The sequence below is a fragment of the Paeniglutamicibacter quisquiliarum genome (assembly GCF_019084045.1).
Classification (GTDB): Bacteria; Actinomycetota; Actinomycetes; order Actinomycetales; family Micrococcaceae; genus Paeniglutamicibacter; species Paeniglutamicibacter quisquiliarum.
The window spans coordinates 170576-197365 of sequence record NZ_JAHRED010000004.1 but is presented as its reverse complement, the minus strand read 5'-3'; the positions used below and the strand labels follow the sequence as shown (position 1 = coordinate 197365).

The window sequence follows — 26790 nt, the reverse complement described above, 5'->3', positions numbered from 1 at the left end:
TTTCCATCCTTTACCGAGGTTTCGACGGTGCCTCGGATCGTTTTTCGGGACCTCCGGGCCCCATTGGTCTGATGAGGGAGTTTCTGCGTGGCCGATCTGGGTGTCTTTGAACATGACGTTGTGTTTGACAACGGGACGGCAGACGCATTGATTTCGGCGTTCAACCTCGCCGCATCCAAGATTGAGGGACAGTCAGGTTCCCGGTCCTCCCTGGTGGCGACGGCCGGAGCCGAGTTCCAGGGGCATTTCTCAAAGCTCTTTGCAGACAATGCACGCGTCGCGTCCGCGGACGCGAACGAGCTCGCGGCACGTTTGCGCGAGGCAGCCACCGGCGCCAATTCGCTGAAGGAAGAAGCCCGCAAGGAAAACGAACGCCGCCGGCTGGCCCGCGAATGGAAACAGCGCCGCGAAGAACGCCAAGACAACATCCTCCTCAAGGGATGGGACATGGTCTTCGGTGAGGAGGACCCTCCAGTCGGGCCGCCGGCACAGGAAGTGAGCATCCAGGCCTCGACCCCCGTGACCGGCGTGAGGCAAACGCCCGCCCCGGGCGGCGGTTCCAATGCCGGCGTCTCCGCTGCACGCCCCAGCGACTTGCGTTCCTTCGCCACGGGATCGGCGAACCTCAATAGTGAACTTGCCGGCAAGCCTGCATCATTGCGCAGCCACCTCGCGGACTTTGCCGCCCGCTGCAGCCATGGCTCGCTGAACGCCAGCGGTGTCGTCAACGGCTTCGACAAGTGGCTCGAGGCCAACGACCAGGACGTGGCGTGGGCCCTGACGATTGCCAACGCCTTCGCCGCCGCCGGCGGCGAAGGTAACGTCTCGCGGATCGCCGACTCGGCGCTGTTGGCCGCCCTCGCCGCCCAAGGGGTCGGCGCGACCCGCCAGGACATCGCCATCGATGCTGCTTTTGCCCTCGGCGCCCCTCCGACGACCGGCTACTCCAACGACCCGGTCAACACCTCCACCGGCAACTTCCTGGAAACCGAGGTGGACCTCGGATTCGCGGGTGCGGCGTCGTCACTGTCGGCCGCTCGCACATACAACTGCCTGGACGAGCGGGTCGGTTCCTTCGGGACAGGCTGGGCCTCGGTGTTTGACACCCGCCTCGAGCTGGAGGACGAGGGCGCCTGGATGGTGCTGGCCGATGGACGCCACCTGTGGTTCCCCCGCCTCGGCGAGGGTTGGGACCGGGCCGACGGGGAAAGCTCCTGGCTTAATCGCGAAACCCTGAATGACGAGGAGCTCGACAAATACGCGGCGGATTCCGCCGAGGTTCTCGTGGTGCGCGACAACGCCGGAGCCCGCTGGGTGTTCACCGCGGCCGGTACCTGGCTGTCTTCGGACACCGGCCCCGGGACAGCGCTGCTGGTGAGCCGGGATGACGAGGGCCGCATCGCCGAACTAAGGCACGAACGCGGTCGCTGGGTGCGCACCGAATTCGCGGGCGAGCGGATCGCCGTGCTTATGGCCTCGGACGGGCGCCGCGTGGAGTTCGAGTACGACGAGAACGGGCAGCTGCTCTCCGCCGCCGGGCCGGGCGGGGTGCGCAGCTACCGCTGGAACGACGCGGGCCTGATCGAGGCCGTCACCGACGCCGCCGGCGTCGAAGAGGCAGTCAACACCTATGACGAGCACGGACGGGTGCTCACCCAGGTCTCGGCCTTCGGCCGCGTGACCCGGTTCGCCTACCTGCCGGGCCGCCTGACGGTGGTGTCCGATGCGGACGGGACCCGTTCCAACGCCTGGATCGCCGATGCCCGGGGCCGCCTGGTGGGCGTCATTGACGCCAACGACGCGCGCCAGTCCATGAGCTATGACCGCTACGGCAACCTGGTCTCCGTCACCGAGCGCGACGGTGCCCTCACGGTGCACGCCTACGACCAGCGTGGCCGGAAGGTCCGCACCCGCACCCCGAGCGGTGCCGACATCACCTACGGCTATGACCACGCCGACCGGCCGGTGACCGTGGTGACCGAGTCCGGCGCCCTGGTGACCTACGAATATGCCGACGACTCCTCCCGCAACCCCTCCCTGGTCATCGACCCTGAGGGCGGCCGCACGCAGCTGCACTGGCGTGAGGGCCTGCTGGAGAAGATCGTCGACCCGGTCGGCGTGGCCGTGCGCTTCGGCCACGACGCACACGGCGACCTGGCGACCATCACCAATGCCTTCGGGAACACCGCGACGCTGCACCGCGATGCAGCGGGCAGGGTCACCGAGGCGGTGTCCCCCGGCGGTGCCCGGACCACCTACCTGTATGACGCAAACGGGCAGCTGCGCTCCCGCCGGGATGCCGACGGCGCCCTGTGGAAGTTCGAGTACGCCCCGGGCGGAGCCCTGGCCGTGGTCATCGACCCGCTCGGGTCCCGCACCGAGATGCACTACGGTTCCCACGGCCAGCTCACCGGCACCGTCGACCCGCTGGGACGGGCCGTCACGCGCAGCTTCGACGACCTGGGCAACGTGTCCGGCCTCGAGCTTCCCGACGGCGCCCGGTGGAGCTTCGTCCACGATGCGCTGGCCCGGCTGACGCAGGTCACCGACCCCGCGGGGCACGCCTGGTCGCGCGAGTACAACAAAAACGGCGAACTCACCGCGGTGGTGGACCCCACGGGCGTGCGCCAGCAGATTTCGGCCGACGCGGCCACGGGAACCGTCACGGTCCGGGACGCGTTCGAGCGCAGTAGCGTGCGCTGCGACGAGTTTGGCCGCCCCGTGGCCTCCGAGCGTGCCGACGGCAGCACAGAGCTGACCACCTACGACGCGTGCGGGCGCCCCGTGGAGCTGGTGAACGCCGACGGCGGGCTCACCCTGCTGCGCCGCGACGCCGCCGGCCGGGTCATCGAACACCGCTCACCGGGCGGGGCCGTCACCCGGTTCGAGTTCGACGCCGCCGGCCGCCCGGCCGCGAGCATCGACCCGACCGGTGCGCGCACCACCCTGGAATACGACGCCGAGTCCCGCGTCGTCGCCCGCGTCTTCCCGGGAGGGGAGACGGAGCGCCTGGCATACGACGCCGTCGGCCGCGTTGTCTCCCGCTACACCCCGGGGCGCGGCACCTCGCGCTTCGAGTACGACCTGGCCGGGCGCCTGGTCCGTGCCGTCGACTCGTCATTCGGGCGGCGCAGGTTCCGCTACGACGCGGCGGGGCAACTCATCGAGGCCGTCAACGGCCTGGGCGGCAAGACCCGCTACGAATACGATTCGCGCGGACGCCTGACCACGGTCACCGACCCGCTGGGTGCCACCACGCGCCGGGCCTACAACGAATCCGACCAGGTCGTCTCGGAAACGGATCCGCTGGGCCGGACGATCACCGCGGGCTTTGACGCGGCGGGGCGCCAGCTGTGGCAGTGCGACCCGGAGGGCCGGCGCACCGAGTGGACCTATGACGCGGCGGGGCGCCAGGTATCCCTGGGCGTCGACGGGCAGACGCTGATGCAGATCGGTCGCGATGCACGCTCTCGCACCGTGCGGATCACCGACCTCACCCGGGAAGACGGTGTCGAGGTCGAGCAGCTGTTGCGCTTCAACCGCCGCGGGCAACTCATCGAGCGGCTGCGTGACGGGCGCGGCCCGTCATGGGAATACGACGCGGACGGAAACCGCACCGCAATGGTGGACCCGCAGGGGACGCGCACGGAGTTCGGGCATGACGCCGCCGGACACGTGGTTGTTGTCGAGCACCCGGTCCTCGGACGGATTTCCTACGAGCGCGATGGAGCCGGACGCCTGGTCGGCGCAGTCGCCAGCCATGCGGTGCAGAACTGGGACTATGCCGAGGGCGCGCTGGTGCGTCACGCGAGGACAACCATTGACGGCGTTGAGGAGACGGTGATTCGCCGGGACGGGGACGGGCGCATCGCCGCGATCCTTGCCGACGGCATCGAAACCCGCTTCTTCTATGACGCCGCGTGCCAGCTGGAGCGTTCGGAGCGCGAAGACGGCGTGGTGTCCAGGTGGCGCTATGACCTGTCCGGCCGCTTGGTGGACGAAGCGGTTGAAGGGCTTGCCGCGGAGCTCGCCTATGACGCCGCGGGCCAGTTGCGTTCCCGCACCGACGCGGCCGGGACCAGCACGTATGCCTACGACGGGCTGGGTCGCCGGACCGAGACCGTGGAGCCAGATGGCTCGGTGCGGTCCTTTGAATGGTCCCCGCGCGGTTGGCTGTCCGCCGTGGCAACGGAGGGTCCATCCGGGGCATCCTCCCGCAGCGAGTTGTGGGTGGACGCGCTCGGCGAGTTGGCGGACGTAGACGGCGCCGAGGTCTGGTGGGATTCTGCGGAGGTTGCCCCCCGGGTGATGTCCGTCGGTGACCAGTCGGTGGTGGCCCTGCCCGGCGGCGTGACGGCGATTGGCGGTACGGTGCTCTCCGCCGGGTGGCGCAGTGCGCATCCGACGGAGGCGGGCAGCCCGTGGGGCATGGCATCGGACGCGCTCCCGGGCCTTCCTGCCGGGCTGGGCGTGGGTGCGTCCGGCGGGTTGCAGGTGGGCGGGATGGATTGGTTCGGCGCCCGGGCATATGACCCGATGACGCGCGGGTTCCTGTCGGTTGATCCGCTGGATCCGGTGGTGGGTTCCGGTTGGTCCGGAAACCCGTATTCCTATGCCGGCAACGATCCGCTGCACGCGATCGATCCCTTGGGCCTGCGTCCGGTCACCGAGGACGAACTGCAGGCGTACCGCGACGGCAACAACGGCGCCATGGCCGCGGCGGGCGACTGGTTTGTAGAGAACTGGGAATACGTCGTCGGTGGCGCAATGGTGGTCGCCGGCGGTGCGTTGATGTTCACCGGCGTCGGCGGGCCGGTCGGCATGGCGTTGATGGCCGGTGGTGCCGACGTCATAATCCAGAAGGCCACGACCGGGGACGTGAACTGGGCGCAAGCTGCTGCCTCAACGGTCCTCGGCGGGGTTGGTGGGGCCGCTCCGATGCTGCTGAGGGCCACGAGGGTCGGTGGCATGGCAACACAGGCCTCCATGCGGGTCGCTCCCACCGCGAACGTGGTCAAGTCTTTAGCGGTGAATATGGGTGTAAACGGCGGCGTTGGCGCGGTGGCCAGTTCGGGCGGCTACGGTGTAGCGCAGGCGATCAAGGGCGAGGAGATGACCGGCCGAGGACTGGCTGGGGCGTTCGTGGGCGGCTTCGTTGGCGGTGCCGCCGGGGGCCTCGCCGGACCTGCGGGAGGTTCGATAGCCGAGCGTCTGGGAAAACCAACTTCGTCGCTGTTTTCCACCCTCTCGTCGTCCGGGGTCAGTGCGGCCGCCAATGTCAGTGGCGTGGCCGCAACGAATCTTGTTGCCGGCGAAGACACCTCCTGGGGTGACCTGGCGGTGGCTGCGGGCGCAGGCGGGGTCATGCCGCTCATACGCCTGCCCGGGTCGGTGACACAGACCAATTTCGATGTACTGCGACGGCTCCCGTACCAGCAACCGCGAACGTTCCAGGGAACTTTCGTAAACTTGGGTCAGAGGAACACCACTGCACTGTGGGGTTCTGCCGGAATCGGTGGTGTCATCGGATCCACACTTGGTACGAGTTGGGATGTTGTGAGTGACTAAAAAACGCGCAGGGACAGCAAGATATGCACCCTTGAGCCGGTCAGATGTCATCGCGAGATGCATCGTGGTGCCGATAGTGCTCGCGGTGGCGGTGGTGGGACCGCTCATCGGCGGGCAGCGGGACATGGGCCTCTTGCTGGGTACCGTTGGTGGCTCGTTGGTCCTTGCCGCAACGTTGGCATTCGTGGCCGTTGGCGCACCGATTACGTTGTTGGCCGCGCTTTTCCTTGCGCCGTACATCGTTTCTCGGTTTGTCCCCAACTTCTCCCCGGTCTTTCTGTCGTGGCTGCTTTGCACCTTTGTTGGTTGGGTCTTGGGCTCGATGTTGCGTTCCGAGTGGGATCGGCGCCGGGGCCGCGGGACGCCGGCAAAGGATCGTTCCCGGCAGGGAACGGGGAAATCCCTGGAGTGGCGCGTTGGCCGGAAGACCTTCCGCGAGGCCGGGTTCTCGGAGGCTGCCTTGGTTGCCAAGATCCAGTCTTTGGATGGTGACCGGCGCTCGCTGGTGAGTGCCGTCCGTGGCGAGGCCTGCCTCACCGTTGCGGGCAATGCGCAGGGCCCCCTGATGGTGTTCTACTCTGCCGACACCTCGGAGGAGGACAAGTGGAGCGTGTTGACATCGACCGGTAGCGATCCCGGACAGGTCGATGTGAAGATTGGACACATGTCGCTGGCGCATGAATCTTGGGAAATCACGACATTGGAGAAGGCGCTGGTTGCGGCGCGACACTTCCAGCGAACGGGCCGGGCTGATCCCCAAATGAAGTGGTTCAGTTCGCCGACGATTGCTGACTGGAGGACGTTGGCCTCATGATTTCCGGGGAACGCTGGCTGACGACCGTTGCGCTGGTGGCCGTGCCAACGCCGCGAACAGGTGTCCTTGCGGTCGCTGCGGCCGTGGGCGGCACGGCATGTTGGTGAATTCAACCGTGGCGCGTAGTTCCTCAAAGAACGCTGATTTCGTCGGAATGGCGATGGCGGGGATCGGTGTCCTGAGTGGTGTCTTGCTCCCGGTTATCTGGTGGGACGCCAATGTTTCCATCGTCCTCATAGTTTTGTTGGTTGGCTTCGCCGCTGGCGCGGGTACGTTCATGTTCGCCAAAGGCAGGTTGCCAATCCTGCTTTTTTTCGTCGTCTTTTTTGGGGTTCTGCTGTGGTTCCGGAATATCCAAAGCATTCAGGGAGGAACCGGTGGCCTCGGCCTGACCTGGTTCACATGCGTAATTGCCGGAACCATTATTGGCGCCAATTTTCGACCTGACAAAAAGAAGAAGGCGAAGAAACTAGCCTCGGGTGCACTTCTGCTCACCGGGAACGACGGGAGAAAGCTGTTCGAGGATGACGCCCCGTCCGCAACTTCCCTCGTCGGGAGCGTGCGGTCCTTGGATGGCAAGAAACGGACGCTTGTCAGCGCGATGCGTGGCGGTGCGCGGATGGACTTCTGTGGGGGTGCGGAAGGCGCGATGGTTGTCTATTTCTCTCCCGACACATCGGATGACCGGCTGTGGAACATGATGACAACGCCAGGGTCCGAGCACGGCCAGACCGAGGTCGCGATCGGGGATTTGGAAGGTTCGTTCGAGAACTGGGAAACGACAACAGTGGAGCGTGCGATTGCCGCTGCGCGCCATTTTGCTTCCACGGGTCAAGCAGATCCGACACTGACGTGGTATGCCTCAGAGGACGTGTGCGAACGACGGCCATTGGCTTCGTGATGACCGGTCAGCGCCGGTTGACGCGAGTGGCCCCGGTGACGGCTCCCAGCCCGAAAAGATACCCTCTTGCCGTGGTTTCGGCCGTCGCGGGCCTGGCGATCCCCTTGATGGCTGGTCCGCCGCCGGTACTCGTCGTGCCCTTCTCGACATTGGTCTTGGTGCTGTCTTTCATGGCCAGCGCGCACCGGGACCCCCGAAAGCGAGTGATGGTCTATCCGCTGGTCTTCGCGTTCTGCGTTCCGCTGTTGCTTAATTTCGGGCCTGTCACCTGGATGATCGCCGCGTTGGCCGGCTGCGCCTTCCTCGGAGCAACTCTTGGGCGCACCCGTCGGGCGGCCAAGCAAGGCCCAGAGGTTATTCCCGATCCGGCGACGGAACCCATGGACGTTCCTGGGACAACGGTGGCGAGTTGGGCAATCGGCACGGACCGCTTCGAGGAGCTCGATCCGACGGGGGAAAAGATCGATGCATTGTTGTCGCAGCTGGGAGAGAACTTTTCGATACTCACCCTGCGGCGAGGGTCAGCCCGACTGGACGCGGTTGGTTTCACAGCGGACGCCGTTGAAGTATATGAGACCGATGACGTCGACTCCGCCGCGTGGCATACCCTCATTGCTTCGCAACCAACGACGCAGGTAAACCACAAAATCACGCCCCAATCGCCAGGTCAGGCGGAGGGTGAGTCGTTGCGCCGCGCCCAATTGGCAGCACGATATTTCGCGGTAACGGGATCTCGCTCGCTCGATGTTGCCTGGTCGCATGGCTCCCGGCCGTCCTGATCCATGGCGGGAAACGAATCCAGTGATCAATGGACTGCCGCTCGTGAAATCGGCAAACGGAATGGTGCCCGTGGACGATGAAACGTGAATCGAACAATCGCCGGTACCCAAAGGGCGCTGACGCGATTCAATGGGGTGTAGCCGTAATTGGCCCGGTAGCGGCTGCCATATTGACGTTGGGAACGACTGGCCTGCCGGCCCTATCCATCGTTTTGCTCGCAGTGACGTTAGGGATTTTGTACGGTGCTACCGCCTTCTTTGTGTTGCCTCCGAATGCCGCCCGCGCTGTCTTGGTCCTTGGCTTCCTTGTGATTGGGGCAGTTCTCATTTCAGCGCAAAGCCCACTGGTCCTTGGGCTTCCGACATGGTTGCTCAGCGGAATCGCCGGTTCCATCATTGGCGCCCATGTCCGGTATCTCGCGGACCGCAAAAATACCGGTGGCACGGTGCCAGGCGGCTCATAGGCCTTCGCGTTCAAGAGTCGACCGGCAGCAAGCTGTCGCAGGACGCTGCGGAAAGCAGGGACGGCTCTCGAGATGAGGATTCGTGAATGGTGGTTTGATTCTCTCCGAATGCCCATCACAAAGACCTGAGACGTTTCCTCAGGACATTCGGTGCGCAAGCTGTCCGCCCGACGCTCTGGTCCGCAGGTCGAAGGCTTCATTCGCATAGAAGGAAACCACGAACCTGGAGGAAACAGAGGCAGCCGCGCGGCATTTTGATGCGACCGTTGGAGCCGACTCGAATCTGAGGGGTTTCAGCCGCGTGGGTGGGTTAGGGGCCGGGTAGCGGGGAATCCGATTCCAAATCGTGACTAGGTGAAACCCTGTCATTGCCATAGATTGATCTGACACGTGGCGCACCTTCCACGTTGACTGCAGGGCACGGGTCAAGGGGACGTCACGTGGCACCGGATCCTGTTTCCACCGCACCAATCTCTGGGACAGGACTGACATGGCACCTCGAATTCGTACTGCGTTGCTCGGAACGGTGATGGCCTCGGGCCTGATGCTTAGCCCCCTGGTGGCTCAAGCGCTGCCTCCTGAAGAAGGCGCCAACACCTCGATCGCACCCGCGCAGCTCGTATCGACGGCCGAATCGGCCCCTGATGCCGGTTCAGAGGCAGCCGCAAACGCAGGGGGAGTGCAGGTTAGCAGCCAGGAGCCGGCCGGTGCTCCCATGGCCGAGCCCACGGTTGGTGATGCCGACGCCGGCAGCACGGAGGCGGGACAAGCGCCGGTCGATGGGCAGCCTGTGCCGGAAGAATCGGCGGGAAATGATTCATCCACCACCGAAACGCAGGGCCCTGACCCGATCGGGGGAACCGAGCCAAACGACTCGTCGCTTGTGGAGAGCATGGAGCTGCCTGTGAAGGATGGCTCCGTCGCGGCGGACGATCCAGGGCAGGCAGATGCCGCGCCATCCGACTCCGACGCAACGGTCGACACGGACATCCGAGTCGTTGACCCGGGAACCACTCCAGAGGAAACCACGGACCAACGGGCCGCGGAGGAAACAAGTGCAAGCGAAGCCGTTGGTAAGACAGCCCCGCCACTGATGGACGAAGAACTTCCCGAGGAGCCAGACCTGCCGAACATTACGATGCCGGAAGGCTCCGAGACCTGGGACGAAAACGAGTGGAACGACTTCCTGGATTCCGACGAGGGCGCGGTTTTCATCGAAGAGTACGTCGAGGCGTTGATGGTGTGGCCCCCATTCCTTGAAATCGTTGATATCCTGACGGGCTTTATGGCCACTGGTGACGAAGCATACCTGGACGATTTGTGGGAGTACCTCAATGAGCTCTTCCCCGACAACCCCGAGTGGGCACAGGAAGCCTTTGACGGGATTCTGGCGGGCTTCGGCGAATGGGATTTCCCCGAATCGGAGTCGCCGGAGCCGACCACGCCGACGCAACAGCCAGAAGAGCGAGATATTGAAATCAAGCCCGCTGCGACCGTCACCAAGCCCGTGGTCCAGAATAAGCAAGTTGCCCAGGCAGTCGTCAAACCCCTTGTCGAATCCCAACGGCCTGAACTGGCAAATACCGGCAGCAACGGCACCGTAGTCATGGGTGGTCTCGGGTTGGCACTACTGCTGGGCGGCACCTTGACCCTCGTGATGCGCAAGAGGCAAAAGGGTCTGTAGGCGTTTCATTTTGGGCTGCGGCGTGACACGATTCGGCTATGACACAGTTTCAGGCTTTGGATTCCCAGGAGCTGATTCACCTCTCGGTGCCGCGAGTGTGGGAACTGCTTACCGATTGGGTGGCCGCGCCCAAATGGATGCCCGGCGTTGATTCGATGGAGGCCGAGCAACTCACGAGCCTCGGGACAGTCCTGGACTACCGTTCCGGATTCCATGAACGTCAGTTGGTGATTTCGGAATTGGTCGAGCAGAAGGCCATTACCCTGACTTCCGGCGGGGGAGACATCAGCGTGCACTACCGGTATGCGCTCGCCGGAGAATCAGCACAGACTCGGGTCCGGCTGACGATCAACGTCGAAGCGGCCAAGAAACTTCGAAAAGAGGTCGGGGACCTTCTGGCCGCTATTGCCGGTTCCGAGGCCGATACCTTGAAATCGTTGCGCGCCTATGCGGAAGCAGCCCCGTAGGTGCCCAAAGGCTTTCCCTGTGTTCGTCAGGCTTTTTTGGCGGGGGACAGGTGCTCAAAGACGATATTGGTTTGCGTGGACGAAAAGGCGGCATTCGCTCCGAGATTCTTGGCCACGAAATCCCTCAGTGACTCGATGGAATCGGTGACGACGTGAACCAAGATGTCCGGGGTTCCTCCAAGTACAAACACGTCCTGGACCTCCGGGAGCCCGCGCAGGGTGCGTGCGGATTCCAGCATGGAATCGCGGGAGTCGGAGCGGACCACCACGGACACCATGGCGGCGATGCGCAAGCCCAGTTTTGCCGGGTCCAGGTCCGCATGGAACCCGCGAATCACCCCGGACTCCTGGAGTGCGCGGACGCGACTCAGGCAGGTGGACGGGGCGACCCCCGCACGTGAGGCCAGAAGGTTATTGGGGATGCGCGCGTCGGTGCTGAGTTCGCGAAGTATCCGCAGATCCACTTCATCGAGCCGAACAGCATTTCGCTGGCTGTCATGATTCCTGATGGATTCAGAATTTAGCACGAAAAACTCCCATTATTTTGAGCACTTGTTCAAGGTCCTATCCAGTGCATCGTGAATAATTCTATGATGGGTTTTCCTCGCCGTGGCACGAATTCCGCGGCAGGGGAACGCCATTGATTCCCGAAAGGCCATAAATCCGATCATGACAACACCCACCCACACGGATCGCGCAAGTCTCCAAGCGGAGGATGCGGTGGATGCACTGGCGTCTTTCCGTGGACGTTTTTCCATCCCGGAGGGCTTGATCTACCTTGACGGAAACTCGCTTGGCCCGCTGCCGCGCGGTGCCGCCGAACGGGCTGCCGAAGTCATCAACAACGAATGGGGCCAGGGCCTGATCCGCTCGTGGAACACCTCCGGTTGGTTTGAGCTCCCCAGCCGACTGGGCGACAAGCTTTCCAAGCTCATCGGCGGAAACGACGGCGAGACCGTCGTCACCGACACGACCAGCCTGAACCTGTTCAAAGCGCTCGCCTCGGCCGTGCGCATCCAGCAGCAGGATGCCCCGTCCCGCCGCGTCATCTTGACCGAGCGGGACAACTTCCCCACCGACATCTACATTGCCGAGGGCATCAGTGACTTCCTGAACTCGGTCAACGCCACAGCCAACGATCACTACGAAGTGCGCCTCATCGACGAGAACCTATCCCTGGAGCAGGCGCTGGATGACTCCGTCGCCGTACTAGCCTTGTCACACGTCAACTACCGAACCGGCGCCATGTGGGACATGGGCGCGGTCACCGCTGCCGCGCATCAATCCGGTGCCCTGGTCATCTGGGACCTCGCCCACGCCGCCGGCGCCGTCCCGGTGGACCTCAACGGTGCGAACGCCGACTATGCAGTTGGCTGCACCTACAAGTACCTCAACGGTGGACCTGGTTCTCCGGCCTTCATTTGGGTCAATGCCCGCCATCAGGGCCGTTTCTGGCAGCCCCTCACCGGGTGGTGGTCGCATGCCGCGCCATTCGCCATGGCCGACAGCTACACGGCCGCCAACGATGTTCGCCGTTTCCTGTGCGGCACCCAGCCCATCACATCCATGGCCATGATCGAATGCGGCCTGGACGTGTCGCTGGAGGCCGACATGGGCCTGGTTCGGGCCAAGTCACTCGCACTGTCCGACGTGTTCATCGCCCTGGTGCGCGAGCGCTGCGGGGAATTCGGGCTGGAGCTCGTGACGCCGGAAAACCATGCCGAACGCGGGAGCCATGTCAGCTTCCGCCACCCCGAGGGCTATGCCATCATCCAGGCATTGATTGACCGGGGCGTCATTGGCGACTACCGCGAGCCAGAGGTGCTGCGCTTCGGACTCACGCCGCTCTACCTTTCCTTCACCGATATCTGGGACGCAGTGGAAATCCTGCGCGACATCCTGGAAACCCGCGCCTGGGACGTCCCGGCCTACCGCACGCGTCAGGCTGTCACCTAAAGGGACAACTCCTTTACAAGTCTTCATGGTGGGCGGCCCACAGGCACTCGGACCGCCCACAGGTTTGTCGTACCCAAAAACTACTGCTCCGCTTCACTCGTACACAATGATTCGAGGTAATTCATGAGTTCGTCGTTGGATAGCATCAAGAAACGGGAAGCCGGGCTGTCCCGGCAGCTGACCTCCCGCCAACTGGGCATGATTGCCTTGGGCGGGGCCATCGGGACAGGCCTCTTTCTGGGCAGCAAATTTGCCATCTCCTTTGCCGGCCCAAGCGTCATCATCAGCTACGTCATCGGGGGCCTTATCGCCCTGCTTTTGATGGGCGCACTGTCGGAGATGACGGTTGCACACGCAACCACCGGATCCTTTGGTGCTTTTGCAGAGCACTACATCAGCCCCCTGGCGGGGTTCATGATCAAATACCTGTATTGGTCGTGCATCGTGCTGGCGGTGGGAACGGAAGTCACCGCGGTGGGGGATTACATGCAGATGTGGTTCCCGGCCGTCCCGCCGATCGTTTGGGTCCTCGGATTCTCTACGTTGCTCATCGCTGTCAACATGTTCAACGTCAAGGCATTCGGCACCCTCGAATACTGGTTCTCCGCAACCAAGGTCTTCGCCATTGTCGGGTTCATCGTTGTTGCCGCCGCACTGGTGTTCGGCGGCACAAATCCGGACTTCGGGATGCAAAACTACCACGCCGACGGCGGCTTCTTCCTTGGCGGTTTCAAGGGAGTGTGGTTCGCCGTGATTGTCGCGATCTTCTCGTACCTGAGCATCGAAATGATTGCCATCGCGGCCGGTGAAGCCAAGGAACCGGAAACGGCGGTCAAGAAGGCCTTCAAGGTCACCTTGCTGCGCCTCTTCCTTTTTTACATCCTGACCCTGTCTCTGATTCTTGCCATCGCGCCGGTAAGCAAGATACTGGAGGGCGGGAGCCCCTTTGTCACTGTCATGCAGGTCATCGGCATCCCATATGCCGATTCCATCCTGAATTTCGTGGTTATTGTTGCGGCGTTGTCGGCCATGAATTCGCAGCTCTACATTTCCACGCGCATGATGTTTTCGCTCTCGCGCGGTGGCCAAGCCCCGCGGGTTCTTGGAAAGGTGCGCAAGAACGGCGCCCCGGTGAACGCACTTCTGCTTTCGGCAGGAGGCATCGCCGTGGCGACGTTGATCTATGCGGCCAATCCGGAAACCGGATTCACCGTGATGATGGCCTTGTCAATGTTTGGCGCCATGGCCACCTGGATGCTGATCTTTGTCACCCATCTGTATTTCCGTCGCCACCATAAGCGCAGCGGCCAAAAGCTTGCCTACAGGCTTCCCTTCTATCCCCTGGGCTCGTTATTGGGGGCGTTGCTCATGGCGGCCCTGCTGGTCACCACGCTGTTTACCGACGAATTTACGATGACGCTTGTTTTTGGCGTCCCTTTCGCCCTTGTCGTCGGGGCGCTCTATTTTCTGCTGCGCAAACGCATGGTCCCTGTCGGGGAGGAGCGTCAGGACTTGGCTCTCGTGGAGGACTTGGCATAACTCACAAGTAGATTTGCGTGCACGTTGAAAATGCCCGGCAGCGCCGGACGGTTCGTCCAAAGGACCGTTCGGCGAGGCCGGGCGCCTTCGTCGAAAGGGCAGGCGCCGGAAGGGGCAGGGGTTCGGTTGCGCATAGAATCGTCCACGGCGTCCAACTCGAAAGGAACGATGTGGCGAAGCTGTACTTCCGTTATGGGGCAATGAATTCCGGCAAGTCCACGGGTCTTCTCCAGACCGCATTCAACTATGAAGAGCGCGGGCAGCGGGTCCTTTTGGCGAAGCCGGGGATCGACACCAAGGGCGACGCGGCAATAGTTTCCCGGCTGGGAATGAGCCGCGACGTGGATTTCCTCATCCCGCCGTCAGCGAATGCCCGGGAGCTTTTTGCCACTAAAGTCGCCGGGGACGACCCGGATGCCCTGTTGCAGCACGTGGATGCGCCGCCGGTGGCGTGCCTGCTGGTCGACGAGGCCCAGTTCCTGACGCCGGAACAGGTCGATGACCTGTTCCGCATCGCGATCCTGGACAACGTCCCGGTGCTGGCCTACGGGATCCGCTCTGACTTCCGCACCCATGCTTTTCCCGGGTCGCGGCGCCTGCTGGAGATCGCGCACAGCCTTGAGGAACTCAAGACGATTTGCCGCTGCGGCAAGAAAGCGGTGTTCAACACCCGTCGCATCGGAAACGAGATCATCTTCGACGGAGACCAGGTGGCCATCGACGGTGACGAGGTCTGGTACGAATCCCTCTGTGGCGCCTGCTATCTGGACGCCTCCAACGGTCGCCTGGGCAACTAGGCGCTACTGTGCTCCAGGGTCATCCCTTGCAGGATCACCCGCACGCCGTAGTCGAAGGCCTCGTCACCCCAGGCCGTTGACGCCTCGGTGGGTTCGGCGCCGGCGGCCAGTGCCTGCGCCTCCTGATGGGCGCCGATCGACCCGAGCAGGTGGTTGACCAGAACGTGCCGGGCATAGGCCGCATCGCTCTCGGGGACGCCCGCGATCCGCAGGAAATCCAAAAGCCAGCCCAGCGGGTCCAGGGACTCTGGGCGCATGGACTGGGCGAGCTGCATGACCTCGGCCGAGTCCGGAACCGCGATCAAGGCGGTGCGCAGCTGGCGCAGCAGCGCGGCAATTGCCATGGGCGCCAACGCCGGGGTGGGGGAATCGGGCCGGGGCACGGCGTCGAGGAGCCGGGCGGCAACATCCACGAGGAGTTCCTGCTTGGACTTCACGTGCCAGTACAACGCCCCGACCTGCACGTCGAGTTCCCGGGCCAGACGGCGCATGGAGAGATCGGCCAGGCCAAACTCCGAGAGCACGCCCACGGCGGCATCAATGAGTTGTTCACGCGTCAGGGCCATGGATCCCAGTCTAGGCGGCGCTTCTCGCAAGTATGAATATGCGCAAATACTCCGCGTCATCAATTCTGCGCCGGATGCTGCGACAGGTTCTCGCGAAAAGTCTTTTCGCCGATCACTCGACGCAAGGGGCAGTGGCGGGGTTTGATGGGGACATGAGTATGCAATTTCCTACACCCGAGGCCATGAAAGAGTTTCAGCGGCTCACCCGTGCCCTGCTTGGCGAGGGAGTTGCTGCCGGAAAGATGTTTGGCAAGGATGCCTTGAAGTACGAGGCCAAGGCCATCGCCTGCCTGCTCGAGGACACCATGGCATTCAAAGTGGGCCGCGAGAGCGAGGTCATGCTCGAGGCCCTGAAGCATCCCGGGGCCAAACTTTTCGACCCCTCGGGCCAGGGGCGGCCCTTCCGCGATTGGGTGTCGGTTCCGGAAAGCTCCATCGAGCATTGGGAAACGCTGGCCCGGGCCGCCTTGTCGGCCGCGATCGACGCAGAAGACCAGCCGCGGGAAGCATAAATCAACCCATTGATGCTGCATCGGGTAAACTCGTGACGTAAGAGCCCCTTACTGTTCTTCCTGATCCTGCTTGGGCCATTCGAAGAGCGAGGGGCATTTCTGCGCCCGGCACCGCCGGGACCCGGCATTTTTGCCGGCCGCGCTGAATCGAGCAAGGGGGAGGATCCCATGCCAGCAATCGTGATCGTCGGCGCCCAGTGGGGCGACGAAGGCAAAGGCAAGGCCACTGACCTATTGGGTGGCCAGGTTGACTACGTTGTAAAGCCAAACGGCGGCAACAACGCAGGTCATACAGTCGTCGTTGGCGGTGAAAAGTATGAGCTCAAGCTCCTTCCCGCCGGCATTCTTTCGCCAAATGCCATCCCGATCATCGGCAACGGCTGCGTGGTCAACCTCGAGGCGCTCTTCGAAGAAATCGAGGGCCTGCAGGCACGAGGTGCCGACACCTCCAAACTGCGCGTGTCGGCCAACGCGCACCTGGTGGCCCCGTACCACCAGACCATGGACAAGGTCACCGAACGCTTCCTGGGCAAGCGTGCCATCGGCACCACCGGGCGCGGCATTGGCCCTGCCTACATGGACAAGATCGGTCGCCTGGGCATTCGCGTGCAGGACGTCTTCGACGAATCCATCCTGCGCCAAAAGGTCGAGGGCGCCCTGCGCCAGAAGAACGAGCTGCTGGTCAAGGTCTACAACCGCCGCAGCGTCGAGATCGAGGAAATCGTCGAGTATTTCCTCTCCTACGCCGAGCGCCTGCGTCCGCTGGTGATCGATGCGACCCTCGAGCTGAACAACGCGCTGGACGCCGGGAAGGTCGTGCTCATGGAGGGCGGCCAGGCCACATTCCTGGACGTGGACCACGGCACCTACCCGTTCGTGACGTCCTCTAACCCGACCGCCGGCGGTGCGTCGGTCGGCTCGGGCATTGGCCCGACCCGCATCAGCCGCTCGATCGGCATCATCAAGGCCTACACCACCCGCGTGGGCGCAGGTCCGTTCCCCACCGAACTGTTCGATGAGATGGGTGAATACCTGCAGAAGACCGGCGGCGAGTTCGGCGTGAACACCGGCCGCCCGCGCCGCTGCGGCTGGTACGACGCGGTCCTGGCCCGCCACGCCTCGCGCGTGAACGGCTTCACCGACTACTTCGTCACCAAGCTCGACGTGCTGACGAACATCGAGAAGATCCCGGTGTGCGTGGCCTACGACGTGGACGGAGTGCGCCACGACGAAATGCCGATGACGCAGACCGATTTCCACCACGCCAAGCCGATCTTCGAGTACTTCGAGGGCTGGACTGAGGACATCACCGGAGCCCGCACGCTCGATGACCTGCCGAAGAACGCCCGCGACTACGTGTTGGCGCTTGAGGCCATGAGCGGCACCCGCTTCTCCGCCATCGGCGTGGGACCGGACCGCGAGCAGACGATCGTCCGCCACGACTTGATCAACGACTAAGTCCGGGCACGCGCGAGGGCGCGGTGCGGGCCGGGTTCATTTGAACCGGCCGGTGCCGCGCCCTCGCCGTATCCCCGGCATCCTGCCGTACCCGCGGCGGAAGGACGCGCAGCCGCCCTTGCGTGTGCCTTCCCGTCACATTGTTCGGGCCGGGGCCAAAATAGGTGCAGCCGATCCACCGGATGGGTGATTGTCGCTAGGCTGGGTGAAAGCACTCCGCGACGAAGGGAATCGCCATGAAGGTCAGCGTTGGTCAATTTGCCCCCACCGGGTCGGTCGCCGACAACTTGGAAACCATGGAACGACTGGTTGCCAAGGCGAAGGCCGAAGACGCCGACCTGGTGCTGTTTCCCGAAGAGGCCATGCTCGCCGTTTCCCAGGTGACTGGTCCGCTGAACGCCGCCATCGAAGGGAACTGGACGAAGTTCGTCCAGCAGCTCTCCTTCATGGCAGCGGAGCACAAGGTTGCCATCGTGGCCGGCGGCTATGAGCAGAGCGGCGACGAACGGCCCTACAACACGCTGGCGGTGCTGGGGGACGACGGGAAGATCCTGGGCACCTACCGCAAGATCCACCTCTACGACGCCTTCTCCTACCAGGAATCCAAGTCGATCAAGGCCGGGGACGTCGCCGAGGTCCCCGTGTTCGAGATCGCCGGCATGAAGGTCGGGGTGTTCACCTGCTACGACCTGCGCTTCCCGGAAATTGCCCGGAGGCTGGTCAACGAGGGTGCCGAGCTGTTGCTGGTGGCCGCCGCCTGGTTCAAGGGCGAGCACAAGATCGAGCACTGGGAAACGCTGCTGCGAGCCCGCGCGATCGAGAACACGGTCTGGGTCGCGGCCGCCGGAACCAGCTCGAGCCACACCATCGGGCACTCAGCGATCCTGGACCCCATGGGCGTGCCCATCGAGTACCTGGGCGACGACGCCGAGGGCCTGGTGACGACCGACGTCACCCGCCGGCGCATCGACGAGGTGCGCGAGTTCCTGCCCGTGCTGGCCAACCGCCGGCTGTAACAAGGCACTGCCCGGGGAACCCGTGCCGCCGCCGTCCAGGTGCCCGCACGGGTTCCCTTTTGCCTTCCCCCGGGGCCGGCGGATCGGCGCAAGCGAGGCGCCTGTATTAGACCAACGAATTTCACATTTTCCGGCATGTACGCTTCGGGCTCCGCCCACTACTATTGGTGCTCGATGTAACTCCAATTAGGCAGGACAGGGCAGTGGGCAATACCGATACACAAATGAATGAAGCCATCATCGAGGAATGGGCCGAGGCAACGGCGCAGGCCTACAACGACTCATTGTCCGGCCTGGACCTGGCCCGTGTGCCGAAGGCGGTGCGGGCCTTCATTGAACTGTATGGGCAGAGCAAGGACATGACCTTCAACTCCGACTACTCGCCGATCGACTACTTCGAGGAACACCCTGCCTCGGCGATCGGAATCATCCTCGACACCCCCGAGGCCCTGGAGTTGCTGGACGACGACGAGGAGGAGGCGCTCGAGGACATCCTCGGGTTTGCCGAGGCCTGGGCCGAGTTCGATTCGAACCAGCAGCCGGACCTTGGGATCTCCGAGGCCGACGACGACGACGACACCGAGTGGTAAAGACAGCCATGGCCCGCCGCTGAGCGTCGGGCCGGCACCGGAGACCGGGCGGGAGATCCCGCGGGTTCCCGCCGACGACGAAGGGTCCGTTCCCGAAACCACTTGGTTTCGGGAACGGACCCTTTGCGTTGCGCAGTGTGCCGGGCTAGGCGAGCAGCTGGCGCTTGGAGGAGATGACGCCGGTGTTGAAGCCGGCCAGGCGCAGCCCGCCGTGGAAGCGGGCGTGCTCGATCTTCACGCAGCGGTCCATCACCACGTTCAGGCCGTTGGCCTCGGCCTTGGCCGCGACCTCCTCGTGCCACGAACCCAGCTGCAGCCACAGGGTCTTGGCCCCGACGGCGATCGACTCGTCCAGGACGCCGGGCAGGTCGTCGTGCTTGCGGAAGACCTCCACCAGGTCCGGGGTCTCCGGCAGGTCCGCCAGCGACTTGTAGACCGGCTGCCCCAGGATCTCATCGAGCACCGGGTTCACGAAGTAGACCTTGTACTTGGAGGAGGACAGCAGGTAGGTCGCCACGAAGTAGCTCGCGCGCGAGGGCTTGTTGGAGGCGCCCACGATCGCGATCGACTTGGTGTTGCGCAGGATCTCGAGGCGTTCGGCCGCGTTCGGGCCTTCCCAGGTGCGGATCTGGACTGCGTTGCTCATTACTTGGCTCCCGTCACGGCGGCCGCGCGGGCGGCGTCGATGGAGCAGGCGGCCCCGTCGTAGCTTTCCCCGGCGGGGGCCTCGGCCACCTGCTGCGAGGCGGTCAGCGCCTGGTCCAGGTCCCAGAGGATGTCCTCGAGGTCCTCCAGGCCCACCGAGAAGCGGATCAGGTCCTCCGGCACGCCGGCGGCAACCAGCTGCTCGGCGGAGAGCTGCTGGTGGGTGGTGGAAGCGGGGTGCAGCACCAGGGTGCGCACGTCGCCGATGTTGGCCAGGTGGCTGGCCAGCTGCAGCGCCTCGATGAAGGCGGTGCCGGCGGCGCGGCCGCCCTTGACGCCGAAGCTGAACACCGAGCCGACGCCCAGGGGCAGCAGCTCCTTGGCGCGCTCATGGTGCGGGTGCGAGGGCAGCCCGGCATAGTTCACGTAGCTGATGCGTTCATCGGCCTCGAGCCATTCGGCCACGGCCTTGGCATTGGAAAGGTGCGAGTCCATGCGCTGGGGCAGGGTCTCGACTCCCTGCAGCAGCTGGAAGGCCGACTGGGCCGGGAGCGCCGGGCCGATGTCGCGCAGCTGCTCGGAACGCAGCTTGGTCAGGAAGCCGTACTCGCCGAAGTTGTCCCACCAGGAGACGTTGCCGTAGGAGGCCACCGGCTCGGTCATCGCGGGGAACTTGCCGTTGCCCCAGTTGAACGTGCCGGCCTCCACGACGACCCCGCCCAGGGTGGTGCCGTGTCCGCCGAGGAACTTGGTGGCGGAGTGGATCACGATGTCGGCGCCGTGTTCGATGGGGCGCAGGAGGTACGGGGGAGTCAGCGTCGAGTCGACCACCAGCGGGAGGCCAGCGGCGTGGGCGACCTCGGCCAGGCCCTTGAGGTCGGCGATGTCGCCCGAGGGGTTCGCCACGACCTCGGTGTACACGGCCTTGGTGTTCTCCTGGATGGCGGCGGCGAACTCGGCCGGATCCGTGGAGTCGATGAAGGTCGTCGAGACCCCGAAGCGGCGCAGGGTCACGTCCAGCTGCGTGATGGTGCCGCCGTAGAGCTTGGAGGAGGCCACGATGTGGTCCCCGGCCCCGGCCAGCGCGGCGAAGGTGATGAACTCGGCGGCCATGCCCGAGCCGGTGGCCACCGCGCCGATGCCGCCCTCGAGGGACGCAATGCGCTCCTCGAATGCGGCCACCGTGGGGTTGCCGATGCGCGAGTAGATGTTGCCGTACTTCTGCAGCGCAAAGAGGTTGGCTGCGTCGTCGGAATCTTTGAAGACAAACGAGGTGGTCTGGTAGATCGGAACGGCGCGCGAGCCGTGCTCGGCGTCGGGGGTGCCGCCGGCGTGCAGCGCACGCGTGCGGAATCCAAATTGGTGTTCGGCCATGGTGGCTTGCGACTCCTTGTCGACTGGTTCTTCGGCCCCGCGCATGCGTGGGGCCATCGCGGCAGGAATCCCGGGATCAATGTCGCTTACCCGTCCGGGTTCGGGCGGAAAGCAGCTCCATCGTTTCTGGCGGTAGCACCGTAACCACCGGCTGTGGCAGGTTGCTGCGGCGTCATCAAACCAGATCTCTCGGCCGCTCGGGATGGTTGTAACAGTCTCTCAATATGTCCGATTGTGACCCAAGTTTGAGTCCTTACGTTGCGCGAGGCACAGCCCGCGCGATTCCCGGCCGCCGCCGCGCAGCGCCTATGCTCGAGCCATGGACACCGCGCTGGCACTGGTACGACACGGGCAAACCGACTGGAACCTCGCCGGGCGCCTGCAGGGGCGCACCGACATCGAACTCAACGGGACGGGCCGCGAACAGGCGCGCGGGGTTGGACGGAAACTTCGGGGCCAGGGCTGGGACCTAGTGCTCGGCTCGCCGCTTTCCCGTGCCGCCCGGACCGCGCAGTTGATCGCCGAGGAGCTTCAGGCCGAAACCGGCGACCCGGTGCCCGAGGTGATCGAGCGCGGCTTTGGCCCGCTCGAGGGCCGGATCATGGCCGAGATTCCCGACGCGGAGGCCAGGTTGCTGGCGGAGCGGACCGAGGACAGGCAGGACGTGCTGCGCCGTGCGGTGCCGGCACTGCAGCGGCTTCTCGAGGCGAATCCCGGGCGCCGCATCCTGGTTGTCAGCCACGGCGCCACGATGCGGATCGTGCGCGACGCGCTCGCCGGCGAACCGCTGGGCACCAAGGTGGAAAACGGGGAAGTGGTCCACATCGATCCGGCGCGGCTGGCGGAACTCGTGCGGGAACTGGCGCCGGCGATCGCGCGCTGAGCCTGCCCGACCCACCCCCGGCTAGGCGTCGATCACCAGGTCCGTCCGCGCGGTCGAGCAGCACGGCAGGAACTTTCCGGCCTCGATTTCCCGTGCCCGGATCCCGCCCTGGTGGTTCATCTCGACGTCCCCGGAAAGCTTGACGATCTTGCAGGAGCCGCACATGCCTTCCTGGCAGTTCGCGCCGATCCTGACACCCGCCCGTTTGGCCGCGCCGAGGATCTTCTCCTCGGGATTGATCAGGACATTGATGCCCGTGCGAACAAAGGACAGGGTGAGGCTTCCGGTGCCGACGGTGTCGAACGAAGAGGCGTCGGGGGCGGAGGGTTCCGCTGTTTCCTCGGGCTCTGCCTCGGTGGCCGGAACCTCGGAATCGACGGGTTCTGGTGCGGCAAAGTCGGGGTCGGCCGCCTCGAGCGGCAGTCCCGTGGCCTCCAGGGTTCCCTCGTCGTCGTAGGCCGGTTCGTAGAGACCGAACGCGCTGGGCTGGCTTTCGTAGTAGTCCTCCGCGGAATCGGCGATTTCCTCGGCGATCTCTTCGGCGATCTCTCCGGCCAGGGCGACTTCGGCCTCGTATTCCAGGATGGTCTGGCGGTCTCCGGAGAAGAATTCCATGTGGATGGAGGTGTCGTCGACGCCGACCGCGGCGAGCAGTTCGGACACGCTGTTCAGGTAGCCCTCGGGCCCGCAGGCGTAGACCTGGCGTCCGTTGGCGTCGGGCGCCACCTCGTCGAGCATCGCGGTGGACAGCCGTCCGGTGAGGCCTTCCCAGTCCTCGGGTACCAGGCGGTCGCCCAGGGAGAAGTGGACGGTGACGCGGGAGTCCACGGTGGCGATGTATCCCAATTCCTGGTGGAAGGCGAAGCCCCCGGGTTCGGCCCCGTGGTACAGCACCACCACGTCGGCCTGTCCGGGCAGTGAGTGGATGGTCCGCAGCATGGACATGATGGGGGTGATTCCGGCTCCCGCGGCCAGCAGGAGGTAGCGTGCCCGCCGGTCGGCGTCGGGCAGGTGAAAGGCGCCGACGGGCCCGAGCATCTCGAGCACCGTGCCGGGTCCGATGTTTTCGTGCACCCAGGGCGAGACCCGGCCCTTGGGATCGCGCTTCACCGTGATGTCGAAGGTCCACGGTTTCGTGGGCGAACTGGACAAGGAGTAGCTGCGGTCCACCGGGTCCCCGCCCTCGCCGTTCACGGGGAAGGCGATGTTCACGTATTGGCCCGGACGGAACGCCAGGGGCGCGCCGTCGGCGCGGCGGAACACGAAGGTCAGCATGCCCCCGGCCTCGGGAACAATCTCGACGCATTCGGCCAGGAACTCCTGCGGATGCCAGGGGCCCAGTGCGCGGGCTGCACTGGCAGGTCCCTCGGTGCTGCCCAGCACCCGGTTCCACGGCATTTCCAGGCCGCGAATGCGCTGTGGCTCCTGGTGGGGCGCGGTAATGGTCGTGGTCGTGGGCTCGCTCACGGTCGTAGGCTCGGTCATGGTTGCGGTGGTGGGCTCGGTCGTGGTCATGGTCACGACAGGTGCTCCTGCACGCGCTGGACGTACCAGTTGATGAATGCCTCGACCTGGTATTCGCTCTTCATGTACGGGCCGGGCTCGTAGGCGGGGCTGTTTGCGCCCTTCTGGCACAGCTCGACGAACGCCTTGTCCTGCAGGTTGGTCTGCTTCCAGGTGTGCGTGAGTTTCTCCAGGTCGTAGTCGTCGCCCTCCACGGCGTCATCGGCCACCAGCCAGGTGGTGCGCACCAGGGTCTGGTGCTCGTTCACCGGGAACACGGCGAACGTGACGACGTGGTCGCCGAGGAAATGGAACCAGCTGTTGGGTTGCAGGTGCATCGAGCAGCGGCCGAGGCGGAAGTCGCGCAGGTCCCCGAGCAGTTTCTTGGAGAGCCGGTGTCCGTCGGGGGAGAATGATTCGCCGTCGCCGTCGAGGGACTCGCGCGAGATGCGGATGCCCGCGACGCGGGTGTCGAGCTCCTCGACGACCTCGTAGGGAATGCCATAGCGCTGGCAGCGCTTTTCGAGCGCGGCCTGGGCCTCGGTGTTGCGGTCCCAGACTTCCTCGAGGTGCGGGGGGATCAGGCCCTCGGTCAGGCCCCAGGTGGGGAAGAGGGAGCAGGCGAGTTCCGGGTGCCCGTCACAGTGGTAGCACTCCCGGTTGTTCTCCATGACGAGCTTCCAGTTGCCCTCCTCGATGATGTTCTGCTGGTAGGCGACCTTCGCCTTCGAGAGGTCGTGGGGGGCCAGGTAGGGCTCGAAGATCTTCGCGGTTTCGTCGAAGTCGGCCGGTGCTTCCTCGGCAATGCAGACGAAGATGAGGCCGGCGTTGACGCGGCTGTGGGCGCGCTTGAGGCCAAAGCATCCCTTGTCGAACTTCGTTTCCCCGGGCGCGGAGGCGTGGATCAAGTCGCCGCTGGGGGCATAGGTCCAGGAGTGGTAGCCGCACACGAGGTTCCCCGTGGTCCCGGCCGACTCGGTCAGGACCCGCGCGCCGCGGTGGCGGCACACGTTGTGCAGGACATTCACGCCGCCCTCGTCGTTGCGCAGCACGATCAGTGAGTAGGGTCCGTAGTCGACCGTCACGTAGTCGCCCGGTTCCGGGAGCTCCGCGACGCTTGCGGCAAAGAGCCAGTGTTCGCCGAAAATGGCCTGCATGTCGATCTTGAAGATCGCCGGATCGGTGTAAAACGGCGCGTCAAGGGAATACCCTTCGCGCCGGAAGTCGAACAACTCGGCGATCTCGGCCAGCTGCTCTGCAGGCAATGACGAAGCGAGCTTGCCGCGTGAAGACAGGGGCACGTTCACTGAAGCAGACATGTGTTTACTCCTCGGAGGAATGGGGTGGCATGCGGGGTCGCGGATCCGGATGGTGATCCATGTCACCGAAATGCTGAAATCTTCTTAATCACGAGGGTAGGGATTGTCGCTCTGCAATAAAAGCGCAATATTTTGGGGATAATGATGCAGAATGGGTGCATGATCGACCCGCGACTCACCACGCTCAGAGTGTTTGCCCGGACCGGCACCGTCGGGGCAACCGCGGAACTCACCGGATACTCGCCCTCCGCGGTGTCGGCACAGCTGCGTGAGCTGCAGCGCGTGCTGGGCATGCAGCTGCTGACGAAGGACGGGCGGGGGGTGCGACTGACGGCCACCGGCAGGTTCCTCGTGACGGGCTCCGACGCGTTGATGACGGAATGGGAGCGGCTGCGGGCCGCGGCGCTTCAGGCCGGGGACCAGGTGCAGTCCCACTTCGGGCTCGGCGGATTTTCCACCGCGGCCGCCCAGCTGCTCGCGCCGCTGGCCGCGGCGCTGCGCACCTCGCGCCCGCAGGTGGAGGTGCAGGTGTTGGAGGCGAACCCGGACCGGTGCTTCGACCTGCTGGTCGCCGAGCGCATCGACCTGGCGGTCATCGTTGCCATGCAGTCCCAGACCTATGTCGAAGAAGACCCGCGCTTCGAGCAGACCACGTTGCTGAACGATCCCCTGGACGTGATCCTCCCCTCCGACCATCGGCTTGCATCGCGGGCAACGGTGACGCTCGAAGAGCTGGCGACTGAACCGTGGATCACCGAAGCCCCCGGGTCGACCTATCACTCCCTGTTCACCGCGGCCTTCACGGCAGTCGGGGTGACACCCCGGATTGCCCACGAGGCCGTCGAGTGGGAAACCCAGATCGCCTTCGTCGGCGCCGGGATGGGGGTGGGGCTGCTGCCGCGATTGGCGCCCCTGGGAAGCACGGAAAATGTGACGCGACTGCGCATCTCCGGCCAGGGACAGCCCTCGCGCAGAATCGTCGCCGCCGTGCGCAAGGGCAGCATCTCCTCGCCGCTGATCAAGGAATCCCTCGGTATCCTGCAGCGGCGGGCAAAGCGAATCCTCACCGAACGGCTGGAGGACGAAGTCTAGGACCACGCGACCCCCGACGCCGTGCCGCCGGTGAGCTGCCGGACGCCGGTGCCGACGGGGCAAGTCCTTCTGGTGGAGGCCGCCTGAAAATCCATGCGGACTAGGCCTAGAAACCCCTGCCCGCCGAGGCGCACCATGTGTGCATGAGCGAATCGTTTCTTGGGAACCCCGGGTATTACGCCCGATGCGCGAAGACCTACGACGCCATGATCGGCTCAAGGCTCTACAACAAGGTTTTCTGGGGCACCGACCCCCGGCAGTATTCAATCTTCGCCGCACAGGCGATCGGCTCCGGGCAAGGCCCGCTGCTGGAGGTGGCGGCCGGCACCGCACAGGCCACCGCGACGCTTCACGTGGCCAGCGCACGGGAGACGACGTTGGTGGACATGAGCGCCCCGATGCTGGAGCTGGCGGGCGAGTCAATCGCCCGTGCCGCCGGCGGCACGCTGCCCGAGCGGATCACCCTGGAATGCCGGGACATGCTCGCGCCCGGCGCGGACCGCCGTTACGAAACCATTCTGGGGCTGGGGCTGCTGCACCTTGTCCCGGACGTCGCCGCCACCGTCGGTGCGCTGGGGCGGCAACTCGAGGAACACGGGAAATTGTTCCTGGCCTCGTTGGTCAAGGGGTCGGCCCGGTCCAACGCCTACCTTGCGCTGCTGAAGGCCCACGGCGACATCGCGTGCATCCGGACCGCCAACGAGCTCTTTGACCAGGTGCGCGCCAGCGGGCTTGGACCGGTCACGCTGTCCCGGCGCGGGTCCATGGCCTACGTGGAGATTTCGCGCTAGCTGCGTCGGATCGGGCGGCGCAAACCGGCACCGAAGCCGCGGACGCCGCGCCGCTGAACTGCGGTATTCTGG

Annotated in this window: 22 protein-coding genes and 1 riboswitch; of the genes, 16 read left to right on the top strand and 6 right to left on the bottom strand. The window is 64.7% G+C overall.

The features are described 5' to 3' along the window. Nucleotides 1-87: 87 nt before the first annotated feature. The 6 genes from KRR55_RS09690 to KRR55_RS09665 all read left to right on the top strand — a co-directional run bounded on the left by KRR55_RS09690 (nucleotide 88) and on the right by KRR55_RS09665 (nucleotide 10677). A complete protein-coding gene (locus KRR55_RS09690; RefSeq protein ID WP_217388881.1) occupies nucleotides 88-5568 on the top strand; it encodes a DUF6531 domain-containing protein in 5481 nt (1826 codons plus the stop codon). A 31-nt stretch (nucleotides 5569-5599) separates the two neighbouring features. Then, on the top strand, nucleotides 5600-6382 hold the full coding sequence (locus tag KRR55_RS09685; protein ID WP_217388880.1) for a hypothetical protein: 783 nt from the start codon (nucleotides 5600-5602) through the stop codon (nucleotides 6380-6382). A gap of 97 nt (nucleotides 6383-6479) precedes the next feature. Further along, the gene (locus tag KRR55_RS09680; RefSeq protein ID WP_217388879.1) at nucleotides 6480-7283 is read left to right on the top strand and encodes a hypothetical protein; all 804 of its coding nucleotides are present in this window, start codon (nucleotides 6480-6482) and stop codon (nucleotides 7281-7283) included. A 71-nt stretch (nucleotides 7284-7354) separates the two neighbouring features. Next, nucleotides 7355-8062 carry a hypothetical protein gene (locus KRR55_RS09675; protein ID WP_217388878.1) on the top strand — a complete coding sequence of 236 codons (708 nt, stop codon included), beginning with the start codon at nucleotides 7355-7357 and terminating at the stop codon, nucleotides 8060-8062. Between the two features lie 954 nt (nucleotides 8063-9016). Further along, complete coding sequence (locus KRR55_RS09670; RefSeq protein WP_217388877.1) at nucleotides 9017-10210, top strand: LPXTG cell wall anchor domain-containing protein; 1194 nt, start codon at nucleotides 9017-9019, stop codon at nucleotides 10208-10210. A gap of 38 nt (nucleotides 10211-10248) precedes the next feature. Next, entirely contained in the window at nucleotides 10249-10677 is a 429-nt protein-coding gene (locus KRR55_RS09665; protein ID WP_217388876.1) for an SRPBCC family protein, read from the top strand. Between the two features lie 26 nt (nucleotides 10678-10703). Here KRR55_RS09665 and KRR55_RS20665 read toward each other — a convergent pair whose 3' ends face one another. Continuing rightward, the gene (locus KRR55_RS20665) at nucleotides 10704-11141 is read right to left on the bottom strand and encodes an Lrp/AsnC family transcriptional regulator (protein WP_336245083.1); all 438 of its coding nucleotides are present in this window, start codon (nucleotides 11139-11141) and stop codon (nucleotides 10704-10706) included. A gap of 205 nt (nucleotides 11142-11346) precedes the next feature. Between KRR55_RS20665 and kynU the strand changes: the two genes are divergently transcribed. The 3 genes from kynU to KRR55_RS09645 all read left to right on the top strand — a co-directional run bounded on the left by kynU (nucleotide 11347) and on the right by KRR55_RS09645 (nucleotide 14969). Next, on the top strand, nucleotides 11347-12633 hold the full coding sequence (gene kynU / locus KRR55_RS09655) for a kynureninase (protein ID WP_217388874.1): 1287 nt from the start codon (nucleotides 11347-11349) through the stop codon (nucleotides 12631-12633). A 198-nt stretch (nucleotides 12634-12831) separates the two neighbouring features. Beyond that, nucleotides 12832-14172 carry an amino acid permease gene (locus KRR55_RS09650; protein ID WP_254456043.1) on the top strand — a complete coding sequence of 447 codons (1341 nt, stop codon included), beginning with the start codon at nucleotides 12832-12834 and terminating at the stop codon, nucleotides 14170-14172. Nucleotides 14173-14342: 170 nt separating this feature from the next. Next, complete coding sequence (locus KRR55_RS09645) at nucleotides 14343-14969, top strand: thymidine kinase (protein ID WP_217388872.1); 627 nt, start codon at nucleotides 14343-14345, stop codon at nucleotides 14967-14969. Here KRR55_RS09645 and KRR55_RS09640 read toward each other — a convergent pair. Then, the gene (locus KRR55_RS09640) at nucleotides 14966-15535 is read right to left on the bottom strand and encodes a TetR family transcriptional regulator (RefSeq protein ID WP_217388871.1); all 570 of its coding nucleotides are present in this window, start codon (nucleotides 15533-15535) and stop codon (nucleotides 14966-14968) included. The two genes, KRR55_RS09645 and KRR55_RS09640, sit on opposite strands and share 4 nt — an antisense overlap. 182 nt (nucleotides 15536-15717) lie before the next feature. Here KRR55_RS09640 and KRR55_RS09635 point away from each other — a divergent pair, with 182 nt between their 5' ends. The 4 genes from KRR55_RS09635 to KRR55_RS09620 all read left to right on the top strand — a co-directional run bounded on the left by KRR55_RS09635 (nucleotide 15718) and on the right by KRR55_RS09620 (nucleotide 19111). Next, a complete protein-coding gene (locus tag KRR55_RS09635; RefSeq protein ID WP_217388870.1) occupies nucleotides 15718-16047 on the top strand; it encodes a hypothetical protein in 330 nt (109 codons plus the stop codon). A 168-nt stretch (nucleotides 16048-16215) separates the two neighbouring features. Then, a complete protein-coding gene (locus KRR55_RS09630) occupies nucleotides 16216-17505 on the top strand; it encodes an adenylosuccinate synthase (RefSeq protein ID WP_217388869.1) in 1290 nt (429 codons plus the stop codon). A gap of 236 nt (nucleotides 17506-17741) precedes the next feature. After that, nucleotides 17742-18521, top strand: a complete 780-nt coding sequence (locus KRR55_RS09625) for a carbon-nitrogen hydrolase family protein (RefSeq protein WP_217388868.1) — start codon at nucleotides 17742-17744, stop codon at nucleotides 18519-18521. 224 nt (nucleotides 18522-18745) lie between these two features. Then, complete coding sequence (locus KRR55_RS09620) at nucleotides 18746-19111, top strand: hypothetical protein (RefSeq protein ID WP_217388867.1); 366 nt, start codon at nucleotides 18746-18748, stop codon at nucleotides 19109-19111. Between the two features lie 145 nt (nucleotides 19112-19256). Here the strand turns inward: KRR55_RS09620 and KRR55_RS09615 are convergent, their stop codons facing one another. Together KRR55_RS09615 and KRR55_RS09610 are read right to left on the bottom strand one after the other, a co-directional pair. Then, complete coding sequence (locus tag KRR55_RS09615) at nucleotides 19257-19757, bottom strand: CoA-binding protein (protein ID WP_217388866.1); 501 nt, start codon at nucleotides 19755-19757, stop codon at nucleotides 19257-19259. After that, nucleotides 19757-21130: an O-acetylhomoserine aminocarboxypropyltransferase/cysteine synthase family protein gene (locus KRR55_RS09610; RefSeq protein ID WP_217388865.1), complete on the bottom strand. Its 1374-nt coding sequence runs from the start codon at nucleotides 21128-21130 to the stop codon at nucleotides 19757-19759. Before KRR55_RS09610 ends, KRR55_RS09615 begins: the two co-directional genes overlap by 1 nt. Nucleotides 21131-21244: 114 nt before the next feature. Continuing rightward, nucleotides 21245-21339: riboswitch (SAM riboswitch) on the bottom strand. A gap of 110 nt (nucleotides 21340-21449) precedes the next feature. On the opposite strand from KRR55_RS09610, the gene KRR55_RS09605 reads away from it, so the two are divergent. Further along, nucleotides 21450-22013: a histidine phosphatase family protein gene (locus KRR55_RS09605; RefSeq protein ID WP_217388864.1), complete on the top strand. Its 564-nt coding sequence runs from the start codon at nucleotides 21450-21452 to the stop codon at nucleotides 22011-22013. A 21-nt stretch (nucleotides 22014-22034) separates the two neighbouring features. On the opposite strand, the gene KRR55_RS09600 is transcribed toward KRR55_RS09605, so the two are convergent. Together KRR55_RS09600 and KRR55_RS09595 are read right to left on the bottom strand one after the other, a co-directional pair. Then, a complete protein-coding gene (locus tag KRR55_RS09600) occupies nucleotides 22035-23498 on the bottom strand; it encodes a ferredoxin reductase (protein WP_217388996.1) in 1464 nt (487 codons plus the stop codon). Between the two features lie 32 nt (nucleotides 23499-23530). Continuing rightward, a complete protein-coding gene (locus KRR55_RS09595; protein WP_217388863.1) occupies nucleotides 23531-24835 on the bottom strand; it encodes an aromatic ring-hydroxylating oxygenase subunit alpha in 1305 nt (434 codons plus the stop codon). A 159-nt stretch (nucleotides 24836-24994) separates the two neighbouring features. On the opposite strand from KRR55_RS09595, the gene KRR55_RS09590 reads away from it, so the two are divergent. Next, nucleotides 24995-25927: a LysR family transcriptional regulator gene (locus KRR55_RS09590; protein ID WP_217388862.1), complete on the top strand. Its 933-nt coding sequence runs from the start codon at nucleotides 24995-24997 to the stop codon at nucleotides 25925-25927. A 143-nt stretch (nucleotides 25928-26070) separates the two neighbouring features. Then, on the top strand, nucleotides 26071-26718 hold the full coding sequence (locus tag KRR55_RS09585) for a methyltransferase domain-containing protein (protein WP_217388861.1): 648 nt from the start codon (nucleotides 26071-26073) through the stop codon (nucleotides 26716-26718). Nucleotides 26719-26790 lie beyond the last annotated feature (72 nt).

What these genes read in the sequence shown, in the direction of transcription:
- KRR55_RS09680 (WP_217388879.1), top strand. Translation starts at nt 6,480, where the DNA reads ATGTTGGTGAATTCAACCGTGGCGCGTAGTTCCTCAAAGAACGCTGAT.
- KRR55_RS09670 (WP_217388877.1), top strand. Translation starts at nt 9,017, where the DNA reads ATGGCACCTCGAATTCGTACTGCGTTGCTCGGAACGGTGATGGCCTCG.
- KRR55_RS09665 (WP_217388876.1), top strand. Translation starts at nt 10,249, where the DNA reads ATGACACAGTTTCAGGCTTTGGATTCCCAGGAGCTGATTCACCTCTCG.
- kynU (WP_217388874.1), top strand. Translation starts at nt 11,347, where the DNA reads ATGACAACACCCACCCACACGGATCGCGCAAGTCTCCAAGCGGAGGAT.
- KRR55_RS09650 (WP_254456043.1), top strand. Translation starts at nt 12,832, where the DNA reads ATGATTGCCTTGGGCGGGGCCATCGGGACAGGCCTCTTTCTGGGCAGC.
- KRR55_RS09640 (WP_217388871.1), bottom strand. Translation starts at nt 15,535, where the DNA reads ATGGCCCTGACGCGTGAACAACTCATTGATGCCGCCGTGGGCGTGCTC.
- KRR55_RS09635 (WP_217388870.1), top strand. Translation starts at nt 15,718, where the DNA reads ATGAAAGAGTTTCAGCGGCTCACCCGTGCCCTGCTTGGCGAGGGAGTT.
- KRR55_RS09630 (WP_217388869.1), top strand. Translation starts at nt 16,216, where the DNA reads ATGCCAGCAATCGTGATCGTCGGCGCCCAGTGGGGCGACGAAGGCAAA.
- KRR55_RS09625 (WP_217388868.1), top strand. Translation starts at nt 17,742, where the DNA reads ATGAAGGTCAGCGTTGGTCAATTTGCCCCCACCGGGTCGGTCGCCGAC.
- KRR55_RS09620 (WP_217388867.1), top strand. Translation starts at nt 18,746, where the DNA reads ATGAATGAAGCCATCATCGAGGAATGGGCCGAGGCAACGGCGCAGGCC.
- KRR55_RS09615 (WP_217388866.1), bottom strand. Translation starts at nt 19,757, where the DNA reads ATGAGCAACGCAGTCCAGATCCGCACCTGGGAAGGCCCGAACGCGGCC.
- KRR55_RS09610 (WP_217388865.1), bottom strand. Translation starts at nt 21,130, where the DNA reads ATGGCCGAACACCAATTTGGATTCCGCACGCGTGCGCTGCACGCCGGC.
- KRR55_RS09605 (WP_217388864.1), top strand. Translation starts at nt 21,450, where the DNA reads ATGGACACCGCGCTGGCACTGGTACGACACGGGCAAACCGACTGGAAC.
- KRR55_RS09600 (WP_217388996.1), bottom strand. Translation starts at nt 23,498, where the DNA reads ATGACCGAGCCTACGACCGTGAGCGAGCCCACGACCACGACCATTACC.
- KRR55_RS09595 (WP_217388863.1), bottom strand. Translation starts at nt 24,835, where the DNA reads ATGTCTGCTTCAGTGAACGTGCCCCTGTCTTCACGCGGCAAGCTCGCT.
- KRR55_RS09590 (WP_217388862.1), top strand. Translation starts at nt 24,995, where the DNA reads ATGATCGACCCGCGACTCACCACGCTCAGAGTGTTTGCCCGGACCGGC.
- KRR55_RS09585 (WP_217388861.1), top strand. Translation starts at nt 26,071, where the DNA reads ATGAGCGAATCGTTTCTTGGGAACCCCGGGTATTACGCCCGATGCGCG.